Annotated in this window: 17 protein-coding genes; 6 read left to right on the forward strand and 11 right to left on the reverse strand. The window is 56.2% G+C overall.

Features of this window, described 5'->3' with window-relative positions:
• Positions 1 to 8: 8 nt before the first annotated feature.
• The 4 genes from C1J05_RS06195 to C1J05_RS06210 all read left to right on the forward strand — a co-directional run bounded on the left by C1J05_RS06195 (position 9) and on the right by C1J05_RS06210 (position 3,403).
• Positions 9 to 569, forward strand: coding sequence for a hypothetical protein (locus C1J05_RS06195; protein WP_114872155.1), 561 nt, complete (start codon positions 9 to 11; stop codon positions 567 to 569).
• Positions 570 to 606: 37 nt separating this feature from the next.
• Positions 607 to 897 (forward strand): nickel-binding protein, encoded by a 291-nt coding sequence (locus C1J05_RS06200; RefSeq protein WP_114869485.1) that lies wholly within the window; start codon positions 607 to 609, stop codon positions 895 to 897.
• A 52-nt stretch (positions 898 to 949) separates the two neighbouring features.
• Positions 950 to 2,422: a pyridoxal phosphate-dependent decarboxylase family protein gene (locus tag C1J05_RS06205; protein WP_254684717.1), complete on the forward strand. Its 1,473-nt coding sequence runs from the start codon at positions 950 to 952 to the stop codon at positions 2,420 to 2,422.
• Between the two features lie 276 nt (positions 2,423 to 2,698).
• The gene (locus tag C1J05_RS06210; RefSeq protein ID WP_114869487.1) at positions 2,699 to 3,403 is read left to right on the forward strand and encodes an IS6 family transposase; all 705 of its coding nucleotides are present in this window, start codon (positions 2,699 to 2,701) and stop codon (positions 3,401 to 3,403) included.
• 153 nt (positions 3,404 to 3,556) lie between these two features.
• Here C1J05_RS06210 and C1J05_RS06215 read toward each other — a convergent pair whose 3' ends face one another.
• From C1J05_RS06215 to C1J05_RS06225, 3 genes are all read right to left on the reverse strand, one after another.
• Positions 3,557 to 3,991 carry an ACT domain-containing protein gene (locus C1J05_RS06215; protein ID WP_114869488.1) on the reverse strand — a complete coding sequence of 145 codons (435 nt, stop codon included), beginning with the start codon at positions 3,989 to 3,991 and terminating at the stop codon, positions 3,557 to 3,559.
• Between the two features lie 379 nt (positions 3,992 to 4,370).
• A complete protein-coding gene (locus tag C1J05_RS06220) occupies positions 4,371 to 4,790 on the reverse strand; it encodes a CBS domain-containing protein (protein WP_114872156.1) in 420 nt (139 codons plus the stop codon).
• 82 nt (positions 4,791 to 4,872) lie between these two features.
• A complete protein-coding gene (locus C1J05_RS06225; protein ID WP_114869489.1) occupies positions 4,873 to 5,532 on the reverse strand; it encodes a phosphoribosyltransferase in 660 nt (219 codons plus the stop codon).
• Between the two features lie 261 nt (positions 5,533 to 5,793).
• Here C1J05_RS06225 and C1J05_RS06230 point away from each other — a divergent pair, with 261 nt between their 5' ends.
• Positions 5,794 to 7,374, forward strand: coding sequence for a hypothetical protein (locus tag C1J05_RS06230; protein ID WP_114869490.1), 1,581 nt, complete (start codon positions 5,794 to 5,796; stop codon positions 7,372 to 7,374).
• A gap of 72 nt (positions 7,375 to 7,446) precedes the next feature.
• Here C1J05_RS06230 and C1J05_RS06235 read toward each other — a convergent pair whose 3' ends face one another.
• From C1J05_RS06235 to C1J05_RS06265, 8 genes are all read right to left on the reverse strand, one after another.
• On the reverse strand, positions 7,447 to 9,057 hold the full coding sequence (locus tag C1J05_RS06235; RefSeq protein WP_114869491.1) for a hypothetical protein: 1,611 nt from the start codon (positions 9,055 to 9,057) through the stop codon (positions 7,447 to 7,449).
• Between the two features lie 46 nt (positions 9,058 to 9,103).
• Positions 9,104 to 9,622: a universal stress protein gene (locus C1J05_RS06240; RefSeq protein WP_114869492.1), complete on the reverse strand. Its 519-nt coding sequence runs from the start codon at positions 9,620 to 9,622 to the stop codon at positions 9,104 to 9,106.
• A gap of 194 nt (positions 9,623 to 9,816) precedes the next feature.
• Positions 9,817 to 10,521 (reverse strand): hypothetical protein, encoded by a 705-nt coding sequence (locus C1J05_RS06245; RefSeq protein WP_205389117.1) that lies wholly within the window; start codon positions 10,519 to 10,521, stop codon positions 9,817 to 9,819.
• A 307-nt stretch (positions 10,522 to 10,828) separates the two neighbouring features.
• A complete protein-coding gene (locus C1J05_RS06250; RefSeq protein WP_114869494.1) occupies positions 10,829 to 13,000 on the reverse strand; it encodes a CHASE2 domain-containing protein in 2,172 nt (723 codons plus the stop codon).
• A 38-nt stretch (positions 13,001 to 13,038) separates the two neighbouring features.
• Positions 13,039 to 13,857 (reverse strand): FecR family protein, encoded by an 819-nt coding sequence (locus C1J05_RS06255; protein ID WP_114869495.1) that lies wholly within the window; start codon positions 13,855 to 13,857, stop codon positions 13,039 to 13,041.
• Positions 13,858 to 14,167: 310 nt separating this feature from the next.
• A complete protein-coding gene (locus tag C1J05_RS21335; protein ID WP_162797941.1) occupies positions 14,168 to 14,311 on the reverse strand; it encodes a hypothetical protein in 144 nt (47 codons plus the stop codon).
• A gap of 143 nt (positions 14,312 to 14,454) precedes the next feature.
• Complete coding sequence (locus C1J05_RS06260; protein WP_114869496.1) at positions 14,455 to 17,559, reverse strand: efflux RND transporter permease subunit; 3,105 nt, start codon at positions 17,557 to 17,559, stop codon at positions 14,455 to 14,457.
• Positions 17,560 to 17,571: 12 nt separating this feature from the next.
• Positions 17,572 to 18,732, reverse strand: a complete 1,161-nt coding sequence (locus tag C1J05_RS06265; protein ID WP_114869497.1) for an efflux RND transporter periplasmic adaptor subunit — start codon at positions 18,730 to 18,732, stop codon at positions 17,572 to 17,574.
• 370 nt (positions 18,733 to 19,102) lie between these two features.
• On the opposite strand from C1J05_RS06265, the gene C1J05_RS06270 reads away from it, so the two are divergent.
• Positions 19,103 to 20,602: an ABC transporter substrate-binding protein gene (locus tag C1J05_RS06270; RefSeq protein WP_114869498.1), complete on the forward strand. Its 1,500-nt coding sequence runs from the start codon at positions 19,103 to 19,105 to the stop codon at positions 20,600 to 20,602.
• Positions 20,603 to 20,652 lie beyond the last annotated feature (50 nt).

A 20,652-nucleotide genomic window follows, 5' to 3' on the forward strand; every position in this document is an offset into this window, starting at 1 on the left:
TACTTACCATGTTTCGAATGAACCAATTTTCCATGAAAAGCGCGCTCTTGGCCGCAGTCGCCTCCGTTATGGCACCCGCCGTACAGGCAGAAACGACTGCAGACAAAATTGCGCGGGCCATGACAGCCGCGCCGACCAACATTTCCGAACAAGCCACTTTCCGGGACCTCGACGGGACACTGTTACAGGAAGGCACAAACGGCTGGGTCTGTTTTCCTGGCGTTCCACTGATCCCTGATGACACGCACCCGATGTGCAACGACGCCGTTTGGATGGCTTGGATGGATGCCGTATCGACCGGTGGAGATTTCTCCACTGACGTTGTCGGGGTGTCTTACATGCTGGCTGGAGATGCGATGGTCAACAACGATAATCCCATGGCCACGGATCAGAACGATGGCGGCATGTGGATCGAGGAAGGCCCGCACCTAATGCTGTTGTTTCCCACCAAGGAAATGGTGGCAAATCTGTCGAATGACCCCTACGCGGGTGGCCCCTACATTATGTGGGGCGACACGCCGCTGTGGCACGTCATGGCCCCAATCGAGGCACAGGATCCGATGAATTGATCTGCAATCCAAGCACACCCTAAGAAGGAGAAACGTGATGCAACTTTACATGATCCGGCGCAGCAGCGCCTGGGCCGACACCGCAGAACTTGAAAAGACCGCCGCAATCTCGGGCAAGATCGGCGACGAGGAAATGTCCGACAAGGTGCGCTGGATCCGGTCCTATGTCGTCAACGAAGCTGACGGGCGACTGGGCACCTGCTGTATCTACGAAGCGGTCGACGGCGACGCGATCCGCGAACACGCCCGGCGGGTCGGAATGCCAGGCGACGACTTCTTGCCAATTGCGGCAACCGTCGTCGTGCGACCCGATCCCAAAGCGTCCTGACAGTCATGGCTGACGGCCATTAAGTTCGGGCAATTGGACCAAGGGGACAATTGTGAAAGAAGTGAACAACCCCCGAGAGGAAACCCTCGACCCTGCCGATTGGGAAACGCTCAGGGGTCTTGCCCTGCGTATTGTTGGGGATGCGGTTGACTATACGCGTGACCTGCGCGACCGCCCATTATGGCAGGACATGCCGCCCGAGGTCCGCGCCAGGTTCCGTTGTGCTATGCCGCAAAAGGGCAGACCACTGGCGGACGTTTATCAGGACCTTGTCACCAACATGTTGCCTTATCCGATGGGCAATATCCATCCGCGCTTCTGGATGTGGTACATGGGGGCAAGCAATTTCACTGGCGCATTGGGTGATTTCCTCGCCGCAATCCTTGGCTCGAACCTTGGGGGTGGTGACCATGCCGCTGCCGAGATCGACAAACAGGTCGTCAACTGGATGAAAGAGATGATGGGCTACCCGGCGACGGCGAGTGGTACGCTCGTTTCTGGCGGGTCGATGGCAAACCTCATTGGATTGACCGTGGCGCGTAACCAGATGTCCGGCATCGACATGCGCGAGTTGGGCGTGGGGGCGCTCAAGGCCCCGATGCGGTTCTACGGCTCTGACCAGATCCATTCGTGCCACCAGATCGCGGTGGAAGCGATGGGACTGGGCAACCAAGCGTTGCGCCGCGTGCCTTCCGACGGTGCTTGCCGGATGGACATTGCGGCCCTGCGCGATGCGATCATCGCGGACAGGGCGGCGGGGTTCCAGCCCGCGTGCGTGATCGCGACGGCTGGCACGGTCAATACCGGTGCCATCGACGATCTGGAAGCCATCGCCGACCTCTGTGCCGAAGAGGGCCTGTGGCTGCATGTGGACGGCTGCATTGGCGCGCTGCTGACCATCGCGCCCAAAGGCAAGGCGCTCGTACGCGGGATCGCGCGGGCAGACTCCATCGCCCTTGATCCGCACAAGTGGCTGCATGCGCCCTTCGAGGTGGGCTGCGCTCTGGTGCGGGATGCCGACGCGCATTTCGGCAGCTTTACGGTTACACCGGAATATCTAGAAAATGCACCACGCGGCATTGCGTCAGGGGCTTGGTTGCACGACTTCGGCCTCCAGACGTCACGCGGGTTTCGAGCACTTAAGGTATGGATGGCGCTGGAGGAACATGGGGTCGCCAAGTTCGGTCGCCTTATTGAACAGGATCTCGGCCACGCTCGATATCTGACAGAGCGGATCGAGGCGACTACCAATCTAAGCATTTGCTTTCCAACAGAAATCAACATCGTCTGCTTTCGGTATGACCCAAGTGGGTTGGACGAGGCGGCACTTAAGATGTTGAACACCGAAATCATGGTGCGAATGCAGGAGTCCGGTGTCGCGGCTGTTTCGGACACGACGGTGCAAAGTCGTCACTGCCTGCGCGCTGCAATCAACAATCACCGCACCACGCGCGCGGATCTAGATATTCTCGTCGATGAGTTTGCCCGTCAGGGGGCGATGCTGATCCGGGATAGGCGCTCTTGACCGCTGCATTCTGTCAATGAAAAGCCCCGCATGCTCCAGAGACCGGAGCAGAAAGAAAGGCACCCCTAGCGCCAACGGATGGGTTGGCTCGGCACTGATCTTCATCACATTGATTATGTCTGACCTATCTCGAGCAAACTTCAAACACGACGAAAACTTGACCTCTGCATTGCGGAACTGACGGTCAAGTTCCGTTGCAGACCTAGGGACACCCGACATGGTACTGTCAGAGCAAATTAGCTTGAGCCGGGCAGGGCGGTTTCGTACCTTCCGGACATGACCAAACCTGATCCATTTCGTTACTTTAAAACTAGCCCCGAGATCATCCGCTTGGCTGTGATGATGTACGTCCGTTTTCCTCTGTCCCTTCGAAATGTGGAAGACTTGCTGCATGAACGCGGCATCGACGTGAGCCACGAAGCGGTGAGATATTGGTGGCATCGGTTCGGCCCGATGTTTGCTTCCGAGATCCGAAAACGCCGAATTGCCGGCATGAAATCAAGCAACTGGCGTTGGCATCTGGACGAGATGTTTGTGAAGATCAACGGCGAGCGGCACTACCTTTGGCGAGCCGTCGATCACGAAGGCGAAGTTCTCGAAAGCTACGTCACGAAGACCCGCGACAAGAAGGCTGCTCTGAAATTCTTAAAGAAAGCAATGCGTAAGCACGGTAGTCCCGAAGTGATCGTAACCGACAGGCTGCGATCATACGGTGCTGCACTAAAAGAAATTGGCGCAGTAGATAAGCAGGAAACGGGGCGCTGGCTGAACAACAGGGCGGAGAACTCTCATCTGCCGTTTCGACGCCGAGAACGCGCAATGCTCCGCTTTCGACAGATGCGATGTCTGCAAAAATTCGCTGCTGTTCATTCTACCGTTTACAACCATTTCAATCAGGAGCGCGCCCTCTACAGCAGAGACCATTTCAAGATCAACCGAAGCGCCGCTCTTGCCGAGTGGCGCCAGCTTTGTTCCGCATAGGTTCCGGCATTTGGCGGCAACCTGAGACTGGTTCGAATTAGTCTGACACCACCGGCTTGTGCGCAACGGGCGCGCAAACGGCGCGCGCCGCGGTTGTACCAATAGCTGCTTTGCGGACGGAGCCGCTGTTCCGCGATGAATCCGGATCGCGCTTCAACCGTCTTTTGAAGACACATGCCCAGCCACCGAATTCTGCAAAGCGATCAGGGTCATCATTGCCTGATCACACAGTTCAGCGGGTAAAAACACGTGATCGTGATGGAACGCAGCCACCATGTTGCACGGAATGCCGTTGTCTCCCAGAGCAGCAGAGACCGCCGCCGTAAGCCCGATCCCTTCCAATGAAGAGTACACATTGAGCGTAATGCATCTCATTGGGTGATCGGCATTCAGGTTTGATTTTTTTGCTAATTCAACAGGGATCACCATCGACATTCCCTCGTCTTCCTTCACCGTAGCAATGGCATGCGGAAACAGCGTCGTGACCAATGCGGGATCCTGTGTTGTGACAAAGACGAAATTGCCGGGTTGCAAAACTGGAGTCATGCCCGAGATCATTTGGTAGGCAGTTCGAGCGACCTCTGGCATCTGCGTGATCCATCATTCCATCTTTGCCAGTCGTTACAGGATGTTTTCCAAAGAGCAAGTAATTTGCGCAATCCACTCTGGGCTCGGACCGGTCATTCGCTTTGCGTTGGATGCAACGTCCGCTATGCGGGGCGGTTTCAACGGGTGATCGCAACACTTTCAAACTCAATCGATGCGCCGCTCTTTCCGAGTGGCGTCAGCTTTGCTCTGGGTAAGTTCACGTATTCCGAAGAGAACTGAGACTGGTTCGAATTGGTCTGAAAACACCCAAATGGCGCTTCAACCGGATGGTAAGACAATGTGCACCAGCAGCGTCCGGATGAGTGGGTCCGTCAGTCAAAAACAGTTTTCAGGCGTGCAAGCCGATGATCCTGACATGTCAGGCGTGATGATCAGATACGGCCTGCAACAATTCACCTGACAGATCGCGGCTTACGGCATGTGCTATATCGCCAAGGCTAAGCATCCCGACCAGCCGTTTGTTGTCGTCCAGCACGGGCAGGCGGCGCAATTTCCTTTGATCCATCAGGTGGATTGCGTCTTCGACGGTTTCTTTGGTCCGGCAATAGACAATGCCCTTGGTCATCACGTCTTGCGCCGTGGTCTTTTTCGGATCGCGCCCGGCAGCCACAACCCGCAGGGTAATATCGCGGTCCGTGACCATGCCAATCAGCTTGTCGTCCTTGCCGACGGGAACGGCGCCGATATCGCCTTTTTCCATCATTTTCGCGATTTCGCTGATCGGTGTGTCCGCATCGACCCAATCGGCGTTTACATGCATTGCGTCCGAGATTTCCATCTGTGTCTCCTTTGCTGGATGCGTCTTGCTCTGATAATAGTCCCCGGCGCGGATGCCTGATTGATCGGCGTCAATGCCCTGTTCAGCTTGTTTCAACCGAATTCAACAGCCTGACGGTTTCATCGTCTGACAACTGGTGAAAATCCCGATAGTAACCGCCGACACCCTGAAAAGATGTAACGGGATAAATGCAAATGATGTCGTCTGCCTTATCCTCAATGTCTTCCAATGCCTGTTTGGGCGCGACCGGCAAGGCCACCACGACCCGCGTCGGATCAGAGCGCTTCAACCCGATCAGTGCCGCTTTCATGGTGGCGCCGGTTGCCAGACCGTCATCGACGACGACAACAGTCCGGCCATTGGGATTCGGGCGCGTGCGGCCTTGCAGATACCGCGCCTTGCGCCGCTCAAGCTCGGCCCTCTGGTCGGCCGCGGCCCGCGCGATGTATGCTTCATCCGCACCGGACAAACGCTGGACATCTTCGTTGATCACAATCTGTTCGTCGCCGCCCTCTACCAGCGCGCCAAGAGCAACTTCGGGATTACGCGGTGCGCCGATCTTGCGGACTAACAGCAAATCAAGCGGCGCATTCATGCTTTTCGCGATCTCGACAGCCACGGGCACACCGCCCCGCGGCAGCGCATAGATCACTGGATGATCCAGTTCCATATCTGACAAGAGTTCGGCCAATCGCCGCCCTGCGTCCGCGCGATCGGCAAATATCCGTGTCACCAATTCCATGGCAGAAATTCTACTTTCGCTCTGGCGGGCAAGATTGATTTTACTCAAACGGGTTCACAATTCGTACATGTTTTTGCCGCTTCATGGCGGCAGCCTTGGCGCGCGTTCAAGGGCACGTACCCTTGCATCGTCCGGTGCGCCATTCGCGTTTTCAGGCAGGCGGGGACTGTGTGATACCTGCCTTCCGAAAAACTGTTACTGACCGCGGCGGGGGCAGATGTTATCAAAACAGAACATATCTCTTGATAGACAGAGCACGCTTTGATCGCAAAGAAGTACTCCACCTTTTATGCACTTGTGCTGAATGCCCTCGTGGCAAGCATTGTCATCCCTTGCCACGCATCAGCAGAAACCGCCCCTTCTGCCACAACGGCCTACCAGGAACCGGTCAAGGCGCGTCCTGCCGAAGCCGATCTTACCCGGCAAGGTGGTCTGTTTGTTCTTAACTATCAGGATATCGATCTGCCTGATAACGAAGCGATTGATTTGATCGGATATCATGTCCTCAAACCGATCAACGACTGGCTTTACCTGGGCGTAGGAGGCTATGCGCCGGTGTCAAAGGGCGAATATGGCGGCTTCATGGCCTTTGATGTTCTTGTACATGGCCAGCGCAAGATTTTCGGCAATCTGTTTGTAAATGGTGGTCTGTCCTTCGGGGGCGGGGGCGGCGGCAAGAGTGTTGATCAAAGCGTGCAGCTTTCCGGAACAGGTGGGTTCACACGGGGGTATCTGGGGCTTGGCTATGACTTCAAAACATTCTCGGCCGGTGCAAACATTTCGCGGATGAAGTTTTTTGAATCTTCTATCGATGACACCCAGATCAATTTCTTCCTGCAAATGCCGTTCTCTTACAGAACCGGACCTTATGCGCGTTCAGGTGAAACATTCGTTCAGTCGGGGCCATCCGGCAGCAGCGAGGCTGCCGGTCGCGCGCCTGAACACATGCTGTCGATGGGGCTGGACAATTATTCGCAGATCGATCCCGAAGGGTCTTACAAGGGCAGAATTCACGCGGTCGATCTGCAGTTTTCGCGTTTCGTGACAAAGAACAGCTATTGGTATTTTGCTTTCGGCGTAGGCTATGACGGGTTGCCGTTGTACAATCAGGTTGTCGGCGGGGTTGGCACCCGTATTGCAATCTCTCCGCGCGTGAACCTTTATGGGCAGATCGGGATCGGGTCTGGCGGCTATGCGCCTTCCCTGATCGACACTGGGTCGGGGTTGCTGGTTTATCCAAAGGCAACTGCCGAATATATGCTGAACAAAAACTGGGGCATCGGCCTGACTGCCGGATATCTGATGGCGCCTGATGGCACCTCGGAAAACCTTACTTTTGGTGCAACGCTGAATTATCATTTCCGCGCCGAGGACCAGATTGAAAACGCCAGCTATCCGGTTGAGGGCACGTATGCAGGATACCGGTTCAGTGTGTCACACGAGACAAAGTTCGACATGTCGGTCAATGGCGCGTCGCGCAGTAACCTTAACCTGATCGCAATCCAGACCGACCGGATACTGAGCGATCATTTCTATGTGCCGATCAGAGCAAGCATTTCCTATGAGGCCTACCGGGGCTATCCGGGATATGGTGAGGTGCTGGCGGGTATCGGTTTGCAAAGCAAGTATTCCAGCACAAACAGAATTCAGTTCTTTGGTGAATTGCAGGCCGGCGCCAATGTCGAGGGTGCGCTTTTGAGGGCCGGTGCGGGACTTTATTATGGGCTGAACAAGGATTATGCCCTGCGCGGCCAGATCAGCCAGACCAACGGTGCAAACGGGTTTCGTGCGACAAGCGTGGAACTGGGCCTGACCTACCGTTTTTCACTGCCCAGTTTCTGAGCAGCCTAGCCCAGGAATGCCAGCGCAAACCCCGGTTTTATGCTGCCAGTGCCGACGATGAATGCAAGGTCTCTATTCCGACGTGCGGTACGCAGATGATTGCACCACCAGCACGACAAGCAGCGGCACGGCGACGGTGATCACCCCTACAACGATCAGCAGATGACCCAACTGGGAATAGTCCGCCACAGAAATCTGCGCGCCGGTAACAGGATCAACCGAGGCGCGTGTAACGACAAAAACCTTGTTCAGATACTTGGTACCAAGGCTGGATGCAGACAATGCCATGTTGGTGAACGAGGCTATGACCGCAAAGAATGTGGCCTTCAATTCCGGTGGTGCATTTCGCGCGATCCATGCCAGCATCGGCACCATCGCGATTTGCCCCAGTGGCGATTCAATCGCGGTATCAAGGATTGCAATAAACCGGGCATCCACGACCCCGCCGGTGTGCGCTGCCGTCCATTCATGCACTCCGTAATACAGGCCAATATTCGGCAACGAAAGAACCCCCGCCGCAATCGTGAGCAACACAATGATATAGGCGATCGACCGGTCCGCCATCAGCGGTCGCAGAACCAGCAGACCCAGCAGTGCCAGCAGCGAGGTGATCAGCGACAGGATCGACAGGAACTGTTCGTCAAAACCCAACTCATCGATCTCGAACCACGTAAGCCCCGGCCCGGGCAGGGGCACGGCGCGGAACACGAAGATGATTGTGGCGGTGCCGATCAGAACACGTGCGGCATCTGGTTCGAGTTCCTTGGTCAGTTGCCTGATAAGATAAAGAATGACAGACATCGACGTCACAAAGATGGCTTCCTGCGCATAGGCAAAATCCGAAGTGCCCAGCAGAACGCTAAGAACGACAAAGGCAAGGCCACCACCAAGGATCTGCCAGTTGGCTTCGGTTTCGCCTTCGGGGCCGGCCTGAGGTAATCCGCGCGCGGCCTGTCTGTGTTGCACCAGCATATGCAGAAACATCCCGCTGACCGATATGACCGGAATCGCAAGTGCAATCAGATAGACCTTGGAATAAAGTGCCAGCCGCGCTTCGCGTGACAGGGTTTCGGTGTCCGAAAAGATCCAGATATTGACTGCCGCCACCGAAACAAAACCCGAGATGATCGCAATCCGGCCCAGTGTTTGCATCGTTGTATGCATCGCGCGCAGATGCGTTTTGGTATGTGCCTGCCCGCTGCCGTCGGTCGAAGGCACGGCCTCAACCGTCATGGCATCGGCAACAACATCCTGAATCGCATATCCTGACGGAGCCAGCAAAAGGGCGATCACAAACCATGTCTCAAGCGGAAAGACCGCGCGCATCTCGTCCGGGCGTGATACCAGCCCGAACATGATCAGCAAGGACGCCGCAATCAGCGCGGCACCAAGCAGGATCAATACCGCTTTCCAGCGCCAGAACAGGTCAACGACGTGACCCATCGGCAATTTCAGAACCCATGGCAATCCCGCCCAGAACGTCAAACCCGCGACAAAGGTCGCGGAAAGATCAAGGTATTCCTTTAGGAAAAAGGCGCCCACAACCGAGGTCAGGCCGGAAACGCCAGCGGCAAAATAGACCATCAGGGGCGGCAGAAACGACCAGCGCATTTGCAACGCCAAATCCACGAACACGCGGTGAAAGAATGTTGTCTGTTCTGACGCTGCCTTTTGGTCCTTCATTGCCTTTCACCACCTGCGCTGTCACAACGCCGGGGGCGGCGTCGGATCACTGGATCAGTAAAACCGCCGAACCGGCATGTTGTGCAACCTTGTTTGACACACTGCCAATAAGAAATTGCCTGACTTTTCCAAGGCCGCGCCGCCCGAGGACGACAAGATCTGCGCCGGTTTCGTCGATCGCGTCAAGAATGCTATCGGCATAATCGCCCCCTTCGGAAAGCGTATCGACCTTCTTTACACCTGCTTCCAAGGCGCGCTGTTTCGCCCGCTTGAGGATCAGTTCGCCAAGTTCCCCGACAATGCGTGCTTCATGCCCGGCATCCGACATATGGTTGCGCAACGCCGCGCCAAAGGGAACGGTTCCCGACGATGCCTGCGCCTCATATTCAGGAACGATATGCTCGATTTCCGCCATATGCTCCAACTCTTCAACGGGGCGCCCGTGCAGTCGTACATGCACGATGTAAAGTCGTGCATCCTGCCTGACCGCCTGATCAATGGCAGCGTCAAGCGCGCGGTTGGCCGTGTCAGAGCCGTCGGTTGCTACAAGAACAGTTTTGAACATGATGTCCTCCTCTCGTGATGCGGCAAGTTTAATCCAAACCGCGAACGGACATTTTGATGCGCATCAATACGGCGCTTGCCGTCCGTGCAACCGCCGGGGCGGCACTGTCATAGCAGGTTGGGTTGAAACGGGCAGGGGGCGGCACCCGACAGCAAAGCCGGTGTTACATGACAAAGCCCATCGCTTTGGAAGCGTCAGGTCTGGCTTGAAGGATTTTTTTGCAAACGAAACTTGCGCATGGACGCGAACAATCCCGCGCCTGCGAACAAGAACCAGAAACTTGCAGGCAAAGGCACTGGCGATACCTCGGGCTCAGGCTCTGGTGGCGCGTATACAACATCATCTAGGCGAAACACTTCGCTTCCTGTCGACTTTTGGCTTCCGAACGTGATCGATTCAAAAGGTATTGACGATGTGAACCCGAAAAAACCTGTGCCGGGCCGCGGCAGGTAAGTCGAAAGATTTACCGTCTGCCCTGCGGCGGACACCGTCAGGAAAGAACCGGTGACGGCACCGTCGAAATCGCCGCCGAACGCGAACATAGCTTCGGGAAACATGAAATAATGCAGGCCTGATGGCGTTCCGTCTGCGTTGACTTCGCCCATGAACTCGCGCGTTCCGTTGACGTCACCGTTGTTCTTGACCAGCGGTTGCCCGTTAAACGGGTCGCCGTTGCCGTCATCGGGCCCGCCCTCATACGAGAACCGAAGGGTGCCAAGCATTGGTGTTTCGCCGGAAAAGATCGTACCCAAGGGCGCAGTCGAAAAATCTTCGGTCACGGCATCCGGTCCGGCCGCAGCAAGAAAGTCAGCTTTGTTCGTGAACACCTGCAAAGCCGCCGAAACACCATAAGGTGCTGGCAGCAAACATGCACAAAATACCCAATACATCCGTTTCATATCGCCCGCCCCCACGGGTTTCGGACCACTGAACGCTATCAAGAGGTCCGGGACAATCTTAAGCAGAAAATGCAGAGTTTTTCTACTGTTATTGGAAAGATAGCAGGTCTGGATACAACGAAAGTGAATTCTCAGAAACCGTCTGGTGCATTTGATTTCCATTCAAGTATCTGTATATAAATAGAAAAATGAGATTTTGGCTGTCGAGGCGCCTCGGTAGCTCCCCTTTGCCGGAAACTGTTCGTCACGGGTTTGGAAACAAAAAACGCGATTGTTTTTCAGGCATCTCTACCTGATTCAGCCGTATTCAGGCGCGTTCCTGTAGCGGTTCAACCTGTTCGATAGCCCTGAAATCATCATACCTGCCGGGAATTTTTTGATAGAATTCGACCAGATCAACACCTGCGTTCCTGGCGTGCGACATGCAGATATCAAGGCGGTCCGCGATTGTGGCCTGATCCAGACCCGAAGATATGGCTTTCACCAATAGGTCATGGTCGGTTTTCAGCTTTTTGAAATGGTCACTCTGGGCGAAGGTGCTGTCCCCCAGAATGATGAAAATCCGGGTCAGATCGGTTTTTCCCTTCAGATCGACAATGCCGGAATAAAGGCATGCGATGTCGGGTGCCATTTGCACCGTCCGGGCCGTGGCCACGATATCAAAGCCCACATGACGGCACGTGGTTTCGACACGAGAGGCGACGTTCACGGTATCGCCAATGACCGAATAATCAAAGCGTTTGCGGGATCCGATGTTGCCGACACAAGCGTTCCCCGAGTTGATGCCGATTGCGATCCGGATGGGTGAACCGGGTTTGCTTTGATTGAAGTCCTTGATCGCGGTTCGCATCTGGATGGCCGCCCGGCACGCGCGCGCAGCGTGATCCGGCGTTTCAATCGGTGCGTTCCAGAAGGCCATCACGGAATCGCCGATGAACTTGTCGATCGTGCCTTCCTGATCGAGGATTTCAAAGCTGAGTTTGTCAAACAGGCCGTTCAGCAGCGCAACAAGGTCCGATGCCTCTACCGTTTCCGAAAGTGTTGTAAAATCACGGATATCGCAAAACATCACAGTCACCGGCTTGGTGATGCCCCCCAGTTCAAGCTGGTATCGGCTTTTTTCGATCTGCTCCAAAACGGTTGGTGCAACATATTTTGAGAAACTGAGCCTGATCTGGCGTTTGTCATAGTCCGTGATTACGAACTGGTACCCCGCAACGGTGGCAAACGCCAAGAACCCCCCAACCAGAGGAAATGTCGCGTCAAACAGAATGCCCTGCGTCGCGTAAGCGACCCAACTGGCGATCACCACAATAAAGGCGCTGAAAAAACCGGTCACAAACGACCAGATGGGCCCCGACAATGTCATGCGATAGAGAACGATCAGGCCAAGCAGGATCAGGGTGAGGATTTCGACGCCCTGAATCCAGTCGGTGCGTTTCAGATATGTGCCCAGCAGAATCTGTTCGACGATCTGCGCGTGGATCGAAACACCCGGAACACTTTGCCGAAGGGCAGTGGCGCGGATATCGAGAAGACCCGCCGCCGATGACCCGACAAAAACAATCGTATTTTGCAGTTTTTCGGCAAGAGCGGGGTCATATGTTTCATCCAGCACCTGATGTGCTGAAACATATAAGTCGGGTTGATATGGCCGGAATTTCACCCAGATCTGGCCGTCAAACAGTGTCGGAATGTCAATTTCGCCCACACCTACGGCCGAAACACTGCCCAATGTTCCTTCGGTTCCCCACAGAATATAGGAGGTTTCACCAAGCGCCACACGCAACGCTTCCAAAGCGAGGCTGGGCATCGGGCCTTGTGAGCCGTTCCAGATCAGGGGGACGGTGCGAATAACGCTGGTCTGCCCATAGCCTTCCACACTGACGCTGCCGATGCCGGCTGCGGCGTCTTTCAGAACCGGAATGATCGAAGTTGATGCGCCCATCCGCGGCAGCACATCAATCAGATTTTCGCCGAATTCGATCACCTCGGCCACTGCGGTTTCGGTTGGCTTTCCGGTTTCGGGGGTCTGCGCCGTGCCCAACACGACAGGAATGTGCGCAAAGGTTTCGGCAAACACCGCGTCAAAATCAATTTGCAGCAGGTTCTCGCGGGCCCCGTCTGGCAAGGTCAGCCCCGAAAACGCGTTCCGCTCAAGCAGATTGGACGGTGAGTACCGATCTTTTTCCACAAACAGCACGTCAAACACCACAACCGCAGCGCCGTAGGATTGAAGTTGCGTGACCAGATCGGCAAGCATATCGCGTGGCCATGGCCACTGTCCCAACTCGCGCAGGGAAGCTTCGTCGATGTCGACAATGCGCACTCCGACATCCTGATAGGCTCGGGGTTTTATCTGTTGCAGGCTGTCAAAGTAGAAATCGCGTCCGGCCTTGACCGGATAGGGATCCAGAATCCGGATGACCATCAGGCCAATCAGCAGCACGAACCCAAGGATAAACGGCGTTCTGTTCATGACCTAGAAAACGACCGAAAGAGAACCACCCGAAAGCGTCAATTTTCGTCGGCTCCCTCGTCATAACCGCCTCCTCGTTCGTCTCCGCCCCGTGTATCGCCGCGCGCATCCGGATCGCCGCCGCCTTCAAAACGGTCGCGGCTTTTTTGTGGAACGGTTGTCTGGGTGGTTACTGTTTTTCCGACCTCGCCGCAGGATTCAACGCGTACGCGGTAATCGCTGGCCAGCGATTCCTGCGAAAGAATGAACGGAAAGTTTTCCACTATCAAACTGGTTTTGTTTTCTGGCGTGTCGGGCTGGACAATGCGGCCACGATTGGCGGTTACAACCGCGCACCCGCCGGACACCCGTGCACACGAGTTGGTGCGGGTGCAAATTCTGACCTCGCCGGAAAACGTGACCAGATTGGTCAAACGGCGGCTATCAACTGCGAAATCGAACTCGGTCCCGCGAATACCCATGGTTGCGGTCGGTGTGCGCAGTTCATAAGCGGACTTGGGGCTGCGACCCGTTAGAAAACGAAATGTACCCCCCACGGCCTGAACAGCAAACCGGCTGGCCTTTTCGCCGGTGGATCGGGTGAATTCTTCGATCTGAAGTTCTGATGCGGGGCCGACGACAACGCGTGTCCGGTCTGCAAAAACGATCTGCACCTGGCCGCTGCCATCCGTTCTGATCAAATCGCCTTCCATGATGTCGGCCTTTGACACCAGCCTTTTGGTTGCGTTTGCCTGGGTAACGGTCGCGCCCTGCGAAACGCTTGTCACCTTTCCAATGGCCTGCGCCCAGACGGGTACCGCGCCCGCACTCAAGACGCCGATAAACAGCAAACCAAAAACACGCCGAAAATTCTTCATCAACAAACTCCAGTATATCTGCGCCTAAAGCAGGAAAGTGCCCAGGTTTTTTCGCAGGCGGCCGAGTTGTCAGTAGAACTGATCCCCCCAGCCCTAAAACGATATCAGGTCGAAAATAATTTGTTGTCTTATACAGATTCTGAATGATGCTCTTAAACTTCTTTATTTGCAAGAGGTTAGTAGTTTGGCGGGTATCGCGTCTTCAATTTGAACGGCGCAACTGCACCGATGACGCCGGATATCGGGCGCGCAAAAATCCGCAAAAATGCGTTCCAAACATCCTCTGGTCCCGACGATTTTCCGGTTCGCATCAAACGCGCCCGTCCCGTCTGGTGTTGCGCATGAAATCGATGATCTGTCGTCCGCGACACAGATGTCTGGGGCTTGAAACGTTGGCAAACCGGACCGCGTCAGTTCCGCCGCGCACTGGCGAGGTGACACTTGCAATTTTCATATCCGCTCCTGTGTATTGTCCGGCACGCACGGGCATTTCCCGACCGCGTCATGCGCCGCGTCAACTGCAGCAAAACCATCAGACAGGCATGGTTTTGCGTCAATGCGGCGGATTGCATCGGACATGCGCGAGTTTGCCGCCCTCTAGATCGCCTCGGCTTCGCCCAGTTCCCTTTCAAGTCGCTCTTCTTCGGCCTTGCGCGGCTTGGACAGTCCGGCCAGCAAAAGATAGGCAACCGGTGTCAGATAAAGGGTTGAAATCGTCGCCAGGCCCAGCCCACCGACGATGACCCATCCCAGCGCCTCGCGCGCTTCCGCACCCGCACCGGATGACAGGATCAACGGGACACCGCCAAAAACTGTTGATGTCATGGTCATCATCACGGGGCGAAGACGGATCGTAGAGGCATCATAGATCGCGCTGCGCACATCCTGACCCTTGTCGCGCAACTGGTTGGCAAATTCGACAATCAGGATGCCGTTCTTGGCCATGATCCCGATCAGCATGACAAGCCCGATCTGACTGTAGACATTCAGGCTAAGGCCGGTAAACAGCAGTGCAAAAGCCGCACAGGCAAGCCCGATAGGCACCGTGGCCATGACCACAACGGCTGACACAAAGCTTTCGAACTGGGCCGCCAGAACCAGCAGGACGACAAGTATGGCAAAGCCGAATGTCAGCAAAAGCCCCGAATTCGTCTGGTCCAGCGTGGCGGCTTCGGCAAGTGGCACAATCCGGTTTTCCTCGGCCAGGAGATCGTCGGCGATTTGGCGCACCTCTTCCATCGCATCGCCCAGCGACATTCGCGGCGTTAGCCCGGCAGATATTTCCACCGACCGGTTTTGCCCTTCGCGGCTTAATTCTGGGGCCACCGGACGTTCTTCCAGTTTCACAAAGCTGGACATCGGAACCATAAGGCCGCTGCCAGTCTGTACGAATATGTTCTCCAGATCATTGGGGTCGTTGACCGGTGTGCTGGTGGAAAGCATCTGCACATCAAAGCTGGCGTCATCGATAAAAACCGACCCGATGCTGTTGCCATCCAGAACCGCGCGCAACGCCTCGCCCAGGCCGGTAATGTCGATTCCCAAATCCGACGCGAGGGCGCGATTGATCTCGATGAAAATCTGCGGCTGTGTGGTTTCGTACTCAAGCCGCACCTGACCCATGGCTTCGTTCTGCTGTAATCTGCTCACCAGTTGCTGTGCCACCTCGGCCAGTTGGGCATAGCTGTCACCGGTCACCGCAAAGCTTAGGCCACGCCCGGCGCCACGGATGCCCAGACTGTTGGGCTGAATCGCGAATGTCCGCACGCCGATGATTTCGCGGAGTTTTGCATTGATGTCGGCGACAATTTCGCTTTGGGCGCGGGCACGTTCTTCCCATTTTGCGAGTGTAAACACCATGAAGCCGCGGTTTTCCGCGCCAAAACCGGTGATTGAGAACACATTGGTAATTTCACCCGAAGCGCGCAACGGCTGCACGGCGTCTTCGATTTCCTGCATCTTTCTTGTTGTGTAGTCGAGGGATACCCCCTGTGGAGCAGTCACGCGCAACAGTGCCACAGCGCGGTCTTCTGCCGGGGTAAGTTCCTGTTTGATGCCATTTGAAACCAGAACGGCAGTGGTCGCAAACAGCGCGGCAACAAGAACAATGACCAAAGGCGCTGCAAGCGCTGCGCGCAGGCTTGCCCCGTAAAGCGCAACCAGCCTGTCACCAAGCCAGACCAGTGGCCCGCGTTTTTTGGCGGCGTCCTGCGTTAACAGGCGGCTGGCCAGTACCGGGCAAAGCGACAGGGCCACAACCGAAGACAGCATGACGGCAATCGCCAGGGTAAAGCCGAATTCGCGGAACAGGCCACCGGCTTGCCCCGGAAGAAAAGATAACGGTATGAAAACCGCCGCAAGGGTCGCGGTAGTGGTGACAACCGCGAAGAACACCTGCTGTGTCCCCAATACGGCGGCGGCGCGCGGCCCCATCCCGTCTGCACGGCGACGCACGATGTTTTCGAGAACCACAATGGCATCATCCACCACCATTCCAGTGGCAAGAACCAAAGCCAGCAGGGTCAGGATGTTGATCGAGAAACCCACCAGATAGATCGCAGCGACAGTTCCGATCAGGGCCACAGGCAATGTCAGGGCAGGTATCAGCGTGGCGCGCGCATCCCGAAGAAACACAAAGATCACCGCAACCACAATCAGCACCGCAAGGCCAAGTGTTTTCAAAACCTCGTCGATGGACCCCTGGATAAACAGCGCATCATCGGATGTGACGAAGATGTTGACGTCCTCGGGCAGGGTTTCGTTCAGATCGGCAACAACCTTGCGCACCGCTGCCGAGATTTCGAGCGTGTTTGACGTTGCCTGTCTGATAACACCCATGCCCAGACCCAGATTGCCATTTGCCCGCAGCACCGTTTCATTTGGCGCAGGGCCAAGTGTGACGCGGGCAACATCCCCAATCGTGACGTCTTCGGCCAGCTTCAGCGCTTCGAATGCTTCGGCGGTGGCGACGGTGGCCGTGGTCCGCACGTTGATCGATTGCTGCGTGCTGGACAGGTCGCCGGCGGGCGCGTCATAGGATACGTCCGACAATGCATTTCGCATGTCTGCAAGGGTCAGGCCCCTGCTTGCCATTTCCAGCTGGTCGATATCGACGCGGAATATGGGCTGACGATCACCATAGACCTGAAGGTCGGCAACCCCGTTGATCGAGATCAGGCGGTCCAGCACCCGTTCTTCGACAATTTGCGTCAGTTCCTGCGGTGAGCGCCCGGACGAGGTGACGGCAATGCGCATGATCGGGTCCGCGTTGGCGTCTGCCTTTACGATCTGCGGGTTTTCCGCATTGTCGGGAAGATCGTTCACGATGCGCGAAACGGCATCGCGAATGTCGGTGGCGGCCACGTCTATTTCAACGTTTTCTTCAAACTCCACCGTAACACGGCTGCGGGCATAGCGGGAGTTTGACGAGATTGTGCGCACGCCGGACACCCGCCCGACGGCCCCTTCAATGCGGCCGGTCAGTTCCTGATCCACCGTTTCAGGCGATGCGCCGGGGAAGGGCGTTGTTATGGTTACGACGGGTCGGCCAACATTGGGAAGTTCGCGTATCTCGGCACCAAAAAGCCCGGCGACGCCGGCCAGTACAATCAGCGCGTTCAACACGAAAGCAAGGATGGGACGCCGCACAAAAAGCGCGGTTCCCGAACCAAAGGCGGTGCTTTTTCCGGTAAAGGATGCCATGGCGCGCCCCCGTTAAAGCGTTTGGGACGGCAAGGCGACACCAAGCGCAGTGCTTTGGTCGCTAACAATAATCTCGCGTCCCGGTTGCAGGCTTTGCACGCCTTCCGTCACCACCGGTTCACCGGGTGTCAGCAGGCCCTCGACCAGCACCTGATCGCTGTTACGCTGCCGGATCGTGACATTCACCGGCTGGGCCTTGCCGTCACGCACAACCCATACAAACGCGCCGTCGCTGGACCATTGCAGGGCAAGCGGATCAACGGACAACAATGTCTCTCCGGGAAAGCTCAGGCCGACCTTGAAGGCCATACCGACCCGCAACAGATCGTCCGCGTTTTCAACACGCGCCTGAACGCGCAGGGTCCGGCTGGCGCGATCTACGATTGTATCGATTGCGCTGATCTTGCCCTGCAAGACCACATCACGCAAACCCAAGGGCATGATTTTGACCGGCAACCCGATCTTGATGCCGCTGATCACACGTTCCGGGACTCTGAAGTCGATCAGGATTTCAGAGCGATCGGTGATCGATATCAGGGCTTCCTGCGCCGTGACCCGATCGCCGACTTCTATGTCGATCAGGCCGACCCAACCGGAAATTGGCGCGACGATCCGGCGTTGTTCCAGATCGAACTGGGCCTGTCTGAGGGCCAGTTCCGCCGTCCGCAAGGCCAGTTCAACCTCGCGCGCCCGAACTTCGGTGACGGCGCCGGTTCGTTGCAATTGCTTTACGCGTTCTGCTTCTGAAATCGCGTTGTCCAAAGTGATCTGGGCGCGTTCCAGCGCGATTGCCTCGGCTTCGTTTTCCAGCCTGATCATCACTGCGCCTTCCTCGACGCGATTGCCTGCCTTCAGGGCAATGTCTGTTATCTTGCCCACAGTGTCGGATCGTACCGTCACGCTGCGCAAGGCACGGCCATCCCCGATGGCCGTCACTTCATCCGCGCTGACCGTTGCCGTGACCGTCGATACCTTTACCCGAACGGGCTCCAAAGCAGGGCGCATTGCGTCAGCGGCCTGATCGCCGCGCGGCTGTTCATCTTCGATCCCAAAAAGCGAAAGCACCCCGACGCGATCCAGAAAGGGCCGGGCTTCCGGGACGTAGCTGATCCAGATGAACAGGGCGGCGCCCAGAACCAGAGCGCCCAACAAAAACTGACGTATCACCGACATTCAGATCGCCTCAAGAACCCTGTCCACAGTAATTTCATAAATAGCACACTCGGCGGGAAGTCACGCGTCAATTCGGCAATGTATGCGGTATCGGACTTATCGTTCGCTGTTCTGGAAAGCCAGCCAGTGGCGGGCAGGTCGGTAGATTGCCTCTTACTGTTTGCCAAAACACAGAGCTTTTCGGCTGCGTCAGACGCCTTGCAAACTGATCCGCCTGACACTGCGTTTTTGGTCATCAAGCCTGCCGGAACAGTCTGGCTTGGACTGGCCAGAACGGCGGCAAAATGCTCTGGTAGAAAAAATAACACTTCACATACATTATGATAGGTTGCTAACATCTCGATCAGGGAATCCAACAGGAGAAAAACAAATGAACACCAGAAAGATCATATCTGCCGCTATGGCGCTGATGCTTTCGGGAACGGCACTGTCTGCTCAGGATGCCATCCGAATAGCTTCCCCCAACAAGGTCACAGTGCTTGATCCGATTATCTCGGCAGCGGCCGGCAATATCGAAGCCTATGGCCAGCTTTATACCCGACTGCTGCGCAAGGGGGCCGATGGTACACTGCAACCCGGTCTTGCCGAAAACTGGGAAATTTCCGAAGACGGGCTGACCTATACGTTCGAGTTGCGCGATGCCAAGTTTTCGGACGGGACCGACATCACCGCGGAAGACGCGGCATTCAGCCTGAACAGTGTCAGCAAGGATGAAAACTCTGCCTATCCAGCAGGGTTTGCGCCGGTCAAGGAATTCGTCGCGCTGGACGAAGACACGCTGCAACTGACGCTGGAACATCCCAGCGCGCCGATGCTGTCGAACCTTGAAATCTTCAATGCCGGCATCGTCAGCAAGGACGACGTGGAAGCGCGTGGCGAAGAGGCGTTCACCGCCAATCCTGTCGCATCGGGGCCCTATATGGTCAAGGAATGGAAGCCGAATGACCGTCTTTCGCTGGTCGCGAACCCGAACTACTGGCGCGAAGGCCTGCCCAAGATCAAGGCCGCTGAACTGATCGAAGTCAGCGACGACAATGCGCGCGCCACCATGATCATGGCGGGCGAGATCGACGTGAACCGCTATGTGCCGTGGGCGCAGGTTGACGAAGTTGACAGTACAGACGGCGTTTCTGTTCCGCTGGAACCGTCCACCGTGCTGTATCTGGTGCTGCCCAATCACAACAAGGCGCCGTTTGACAATCTGACGGTGCGCAAGGCCGCAGCAATGGCACTGAACCGAGAGGCGATCACCAAGGCGGTTACACTGGGCAAGGCAAAAGTGGCCAACAGCACTTTGTCCAATGCGCTGAACTATTATGACCCGAACGTGCAGCCCCCTGCCTACGATCCCGCTGCAGCGCGCCAGTTGCTGGAGGATGAGGGTCTTGTCGGCACCGAAATCACCATGATGATCACGCCCTCTGCCGAACAGATTGCGACCTTGCTCAAGGCGCAGTGGGACGCGGTCGGTTTCAAGACAACGGTGGAGCGTGTCGATGCGGGGCTGTGGTGGTCCAAACTGGCTGAAGGCGATTATCAGGTCACAACATCTTGGTATTACAACGAAACCGAAGATCCCGATCTGGCCGTGCGCTGGGCGCTGTGTGACACATGTGGTAGTAAGTCGTATTATACAAACTATCACAATGAAGAGCTGAACAAGCTGACCGATCTAGCACTGCGCGAACGCGACGAAGCCAAGCGGGCCGAGCTTTACAGCAAGATCCAGCAAATCTCGGTCAGCGAATTGTCGCAAATTCCGCTGTATTACTCGCCCTTCACCAACGCCTATTCGAATCGCGTCAAGGGTCTGACCCTGACGCCGGCGCTGCAATGGACGCTGGAAGAGGCCGAACTGACAGACGGCTGATCCCGTCTGACACCGGGCGGCCCTGTCGATCGGGCCGCCCGTACCACACC

Source organism: Sulfitobacter sp. JL08 (assembly GCF_003352045.1).
Classification (GTDB): domain Bacteria; phylum Pseudomonadota; class Alphaproteobacteria; order Rhodobacterales; family Rhodobacteraceae; genus JL08.

Bases quoted from the DNA above. Each gene is read 5' to 3' on its own strand.
- C1J05_RS06195 (WP_114872155.1), top strand. From the start codon at position 9: ATGTTTCGAATGAACCAATTTTCCATGAAAAGCGCGCTCTTGGCCGCA.
- C1J05_RS06200 (WP_114869485.1), top strand. From the start codon at position 607: ATGCAACTTTACATGATCCGGCGCAGCAGCGCCTGGGCCGACACCGCA.
- C1J05_RS06210 (WP_114869487.1), top strand. From the start codon at position 2,699: ATGACCAAACCTGATCCATTTCGTTACTTTAAAACTAGCCCCGAGATC.
- C1J05_RS06215 (WP_114869488.1), bottom strand. From the start codon at position 3,991: ATGCCAGAGGTCGCTCGAACTGCCTACCAAATGATCTCGGGCATGACT.
- C1J05_RS06220 (WP_114872156.1), bottom strand. From the start codon at position 4,790: ATGGAAATCTCGGACGCAATGCATGTAAACGCCGATTGGGTCGATGCG.
- C1J05_RS06225 (WP_114869489.1), bottom strand. From the start codon at position 5,532: ATGGAATTGGTGACACGGATATTTGCCGATCGCGCGGACGCAGGGCGG.
- C1J05_RS06235 (WP_114869491.1), bottom strand. From the start codon at position 9,057: ATGAAGGACCAAAAGGCAGCGTCAGAACAGACAACATTCTTTCACCGC.
- C1J05_RS06240 (WP_114869492.1), bottom strand. From the start codon at position 9,622: ATGTTCAAAACTGTTCTTGTAGCAACCGACGGCTCTGACACGGCCAAC.
- C1J05_RS06245 (WP_205389117.1), bottom strand. From the start codon at position 10,521: ATGAAACGGATGTATTGGGTATTTTGTGCATGTTTGCTGCCAGCACCT.
- C1J05_RS06250 (WP_114869494.1), bottom strand. From the start codon at position 13,000: ATGAACAGAACGCCGTTTATCCTTGGGTTCGTGCTGCTGATTGGCCTG.
- C1J05_RS06255 (WP_114869495.1), bottom strand. From the start codon at position 13,857: ATGAAGAATTTTCGGCGTGTTTTTGGTTTGCTGTTTATCGGCGTCTTG.
- C1J05_RS21335 (WP_162797941.1), bottom strand. From the start codon at position 14,311: ATGAAAATTGCAAGTGTCACCTCGCCAGTGCGCGGCGGAACTGACGCG.
- C1J05_RS06260 (WP_114869496.1), bottom strand. From the start codon at position 17,559: ATGGCATCCTTTACCGGAAAAAGCACCGCCTTTGGTTCGGGAACCGCG.
- C1J05_RS06265 (WP_114869497.1), bottom strand. From the start codon at position 18,732: ATGTCGGTGATACGTCAGTTTTTGTTGGGCGCTCTGGTTCTGGGCGCC.
- C1J05_RS06270 (WP_114869498.1), top strand. From the start codon at position 19,103: ATGAACACCAGAAAGATCATATCTGCCGCTATGGCGCTGATGCTTTCG.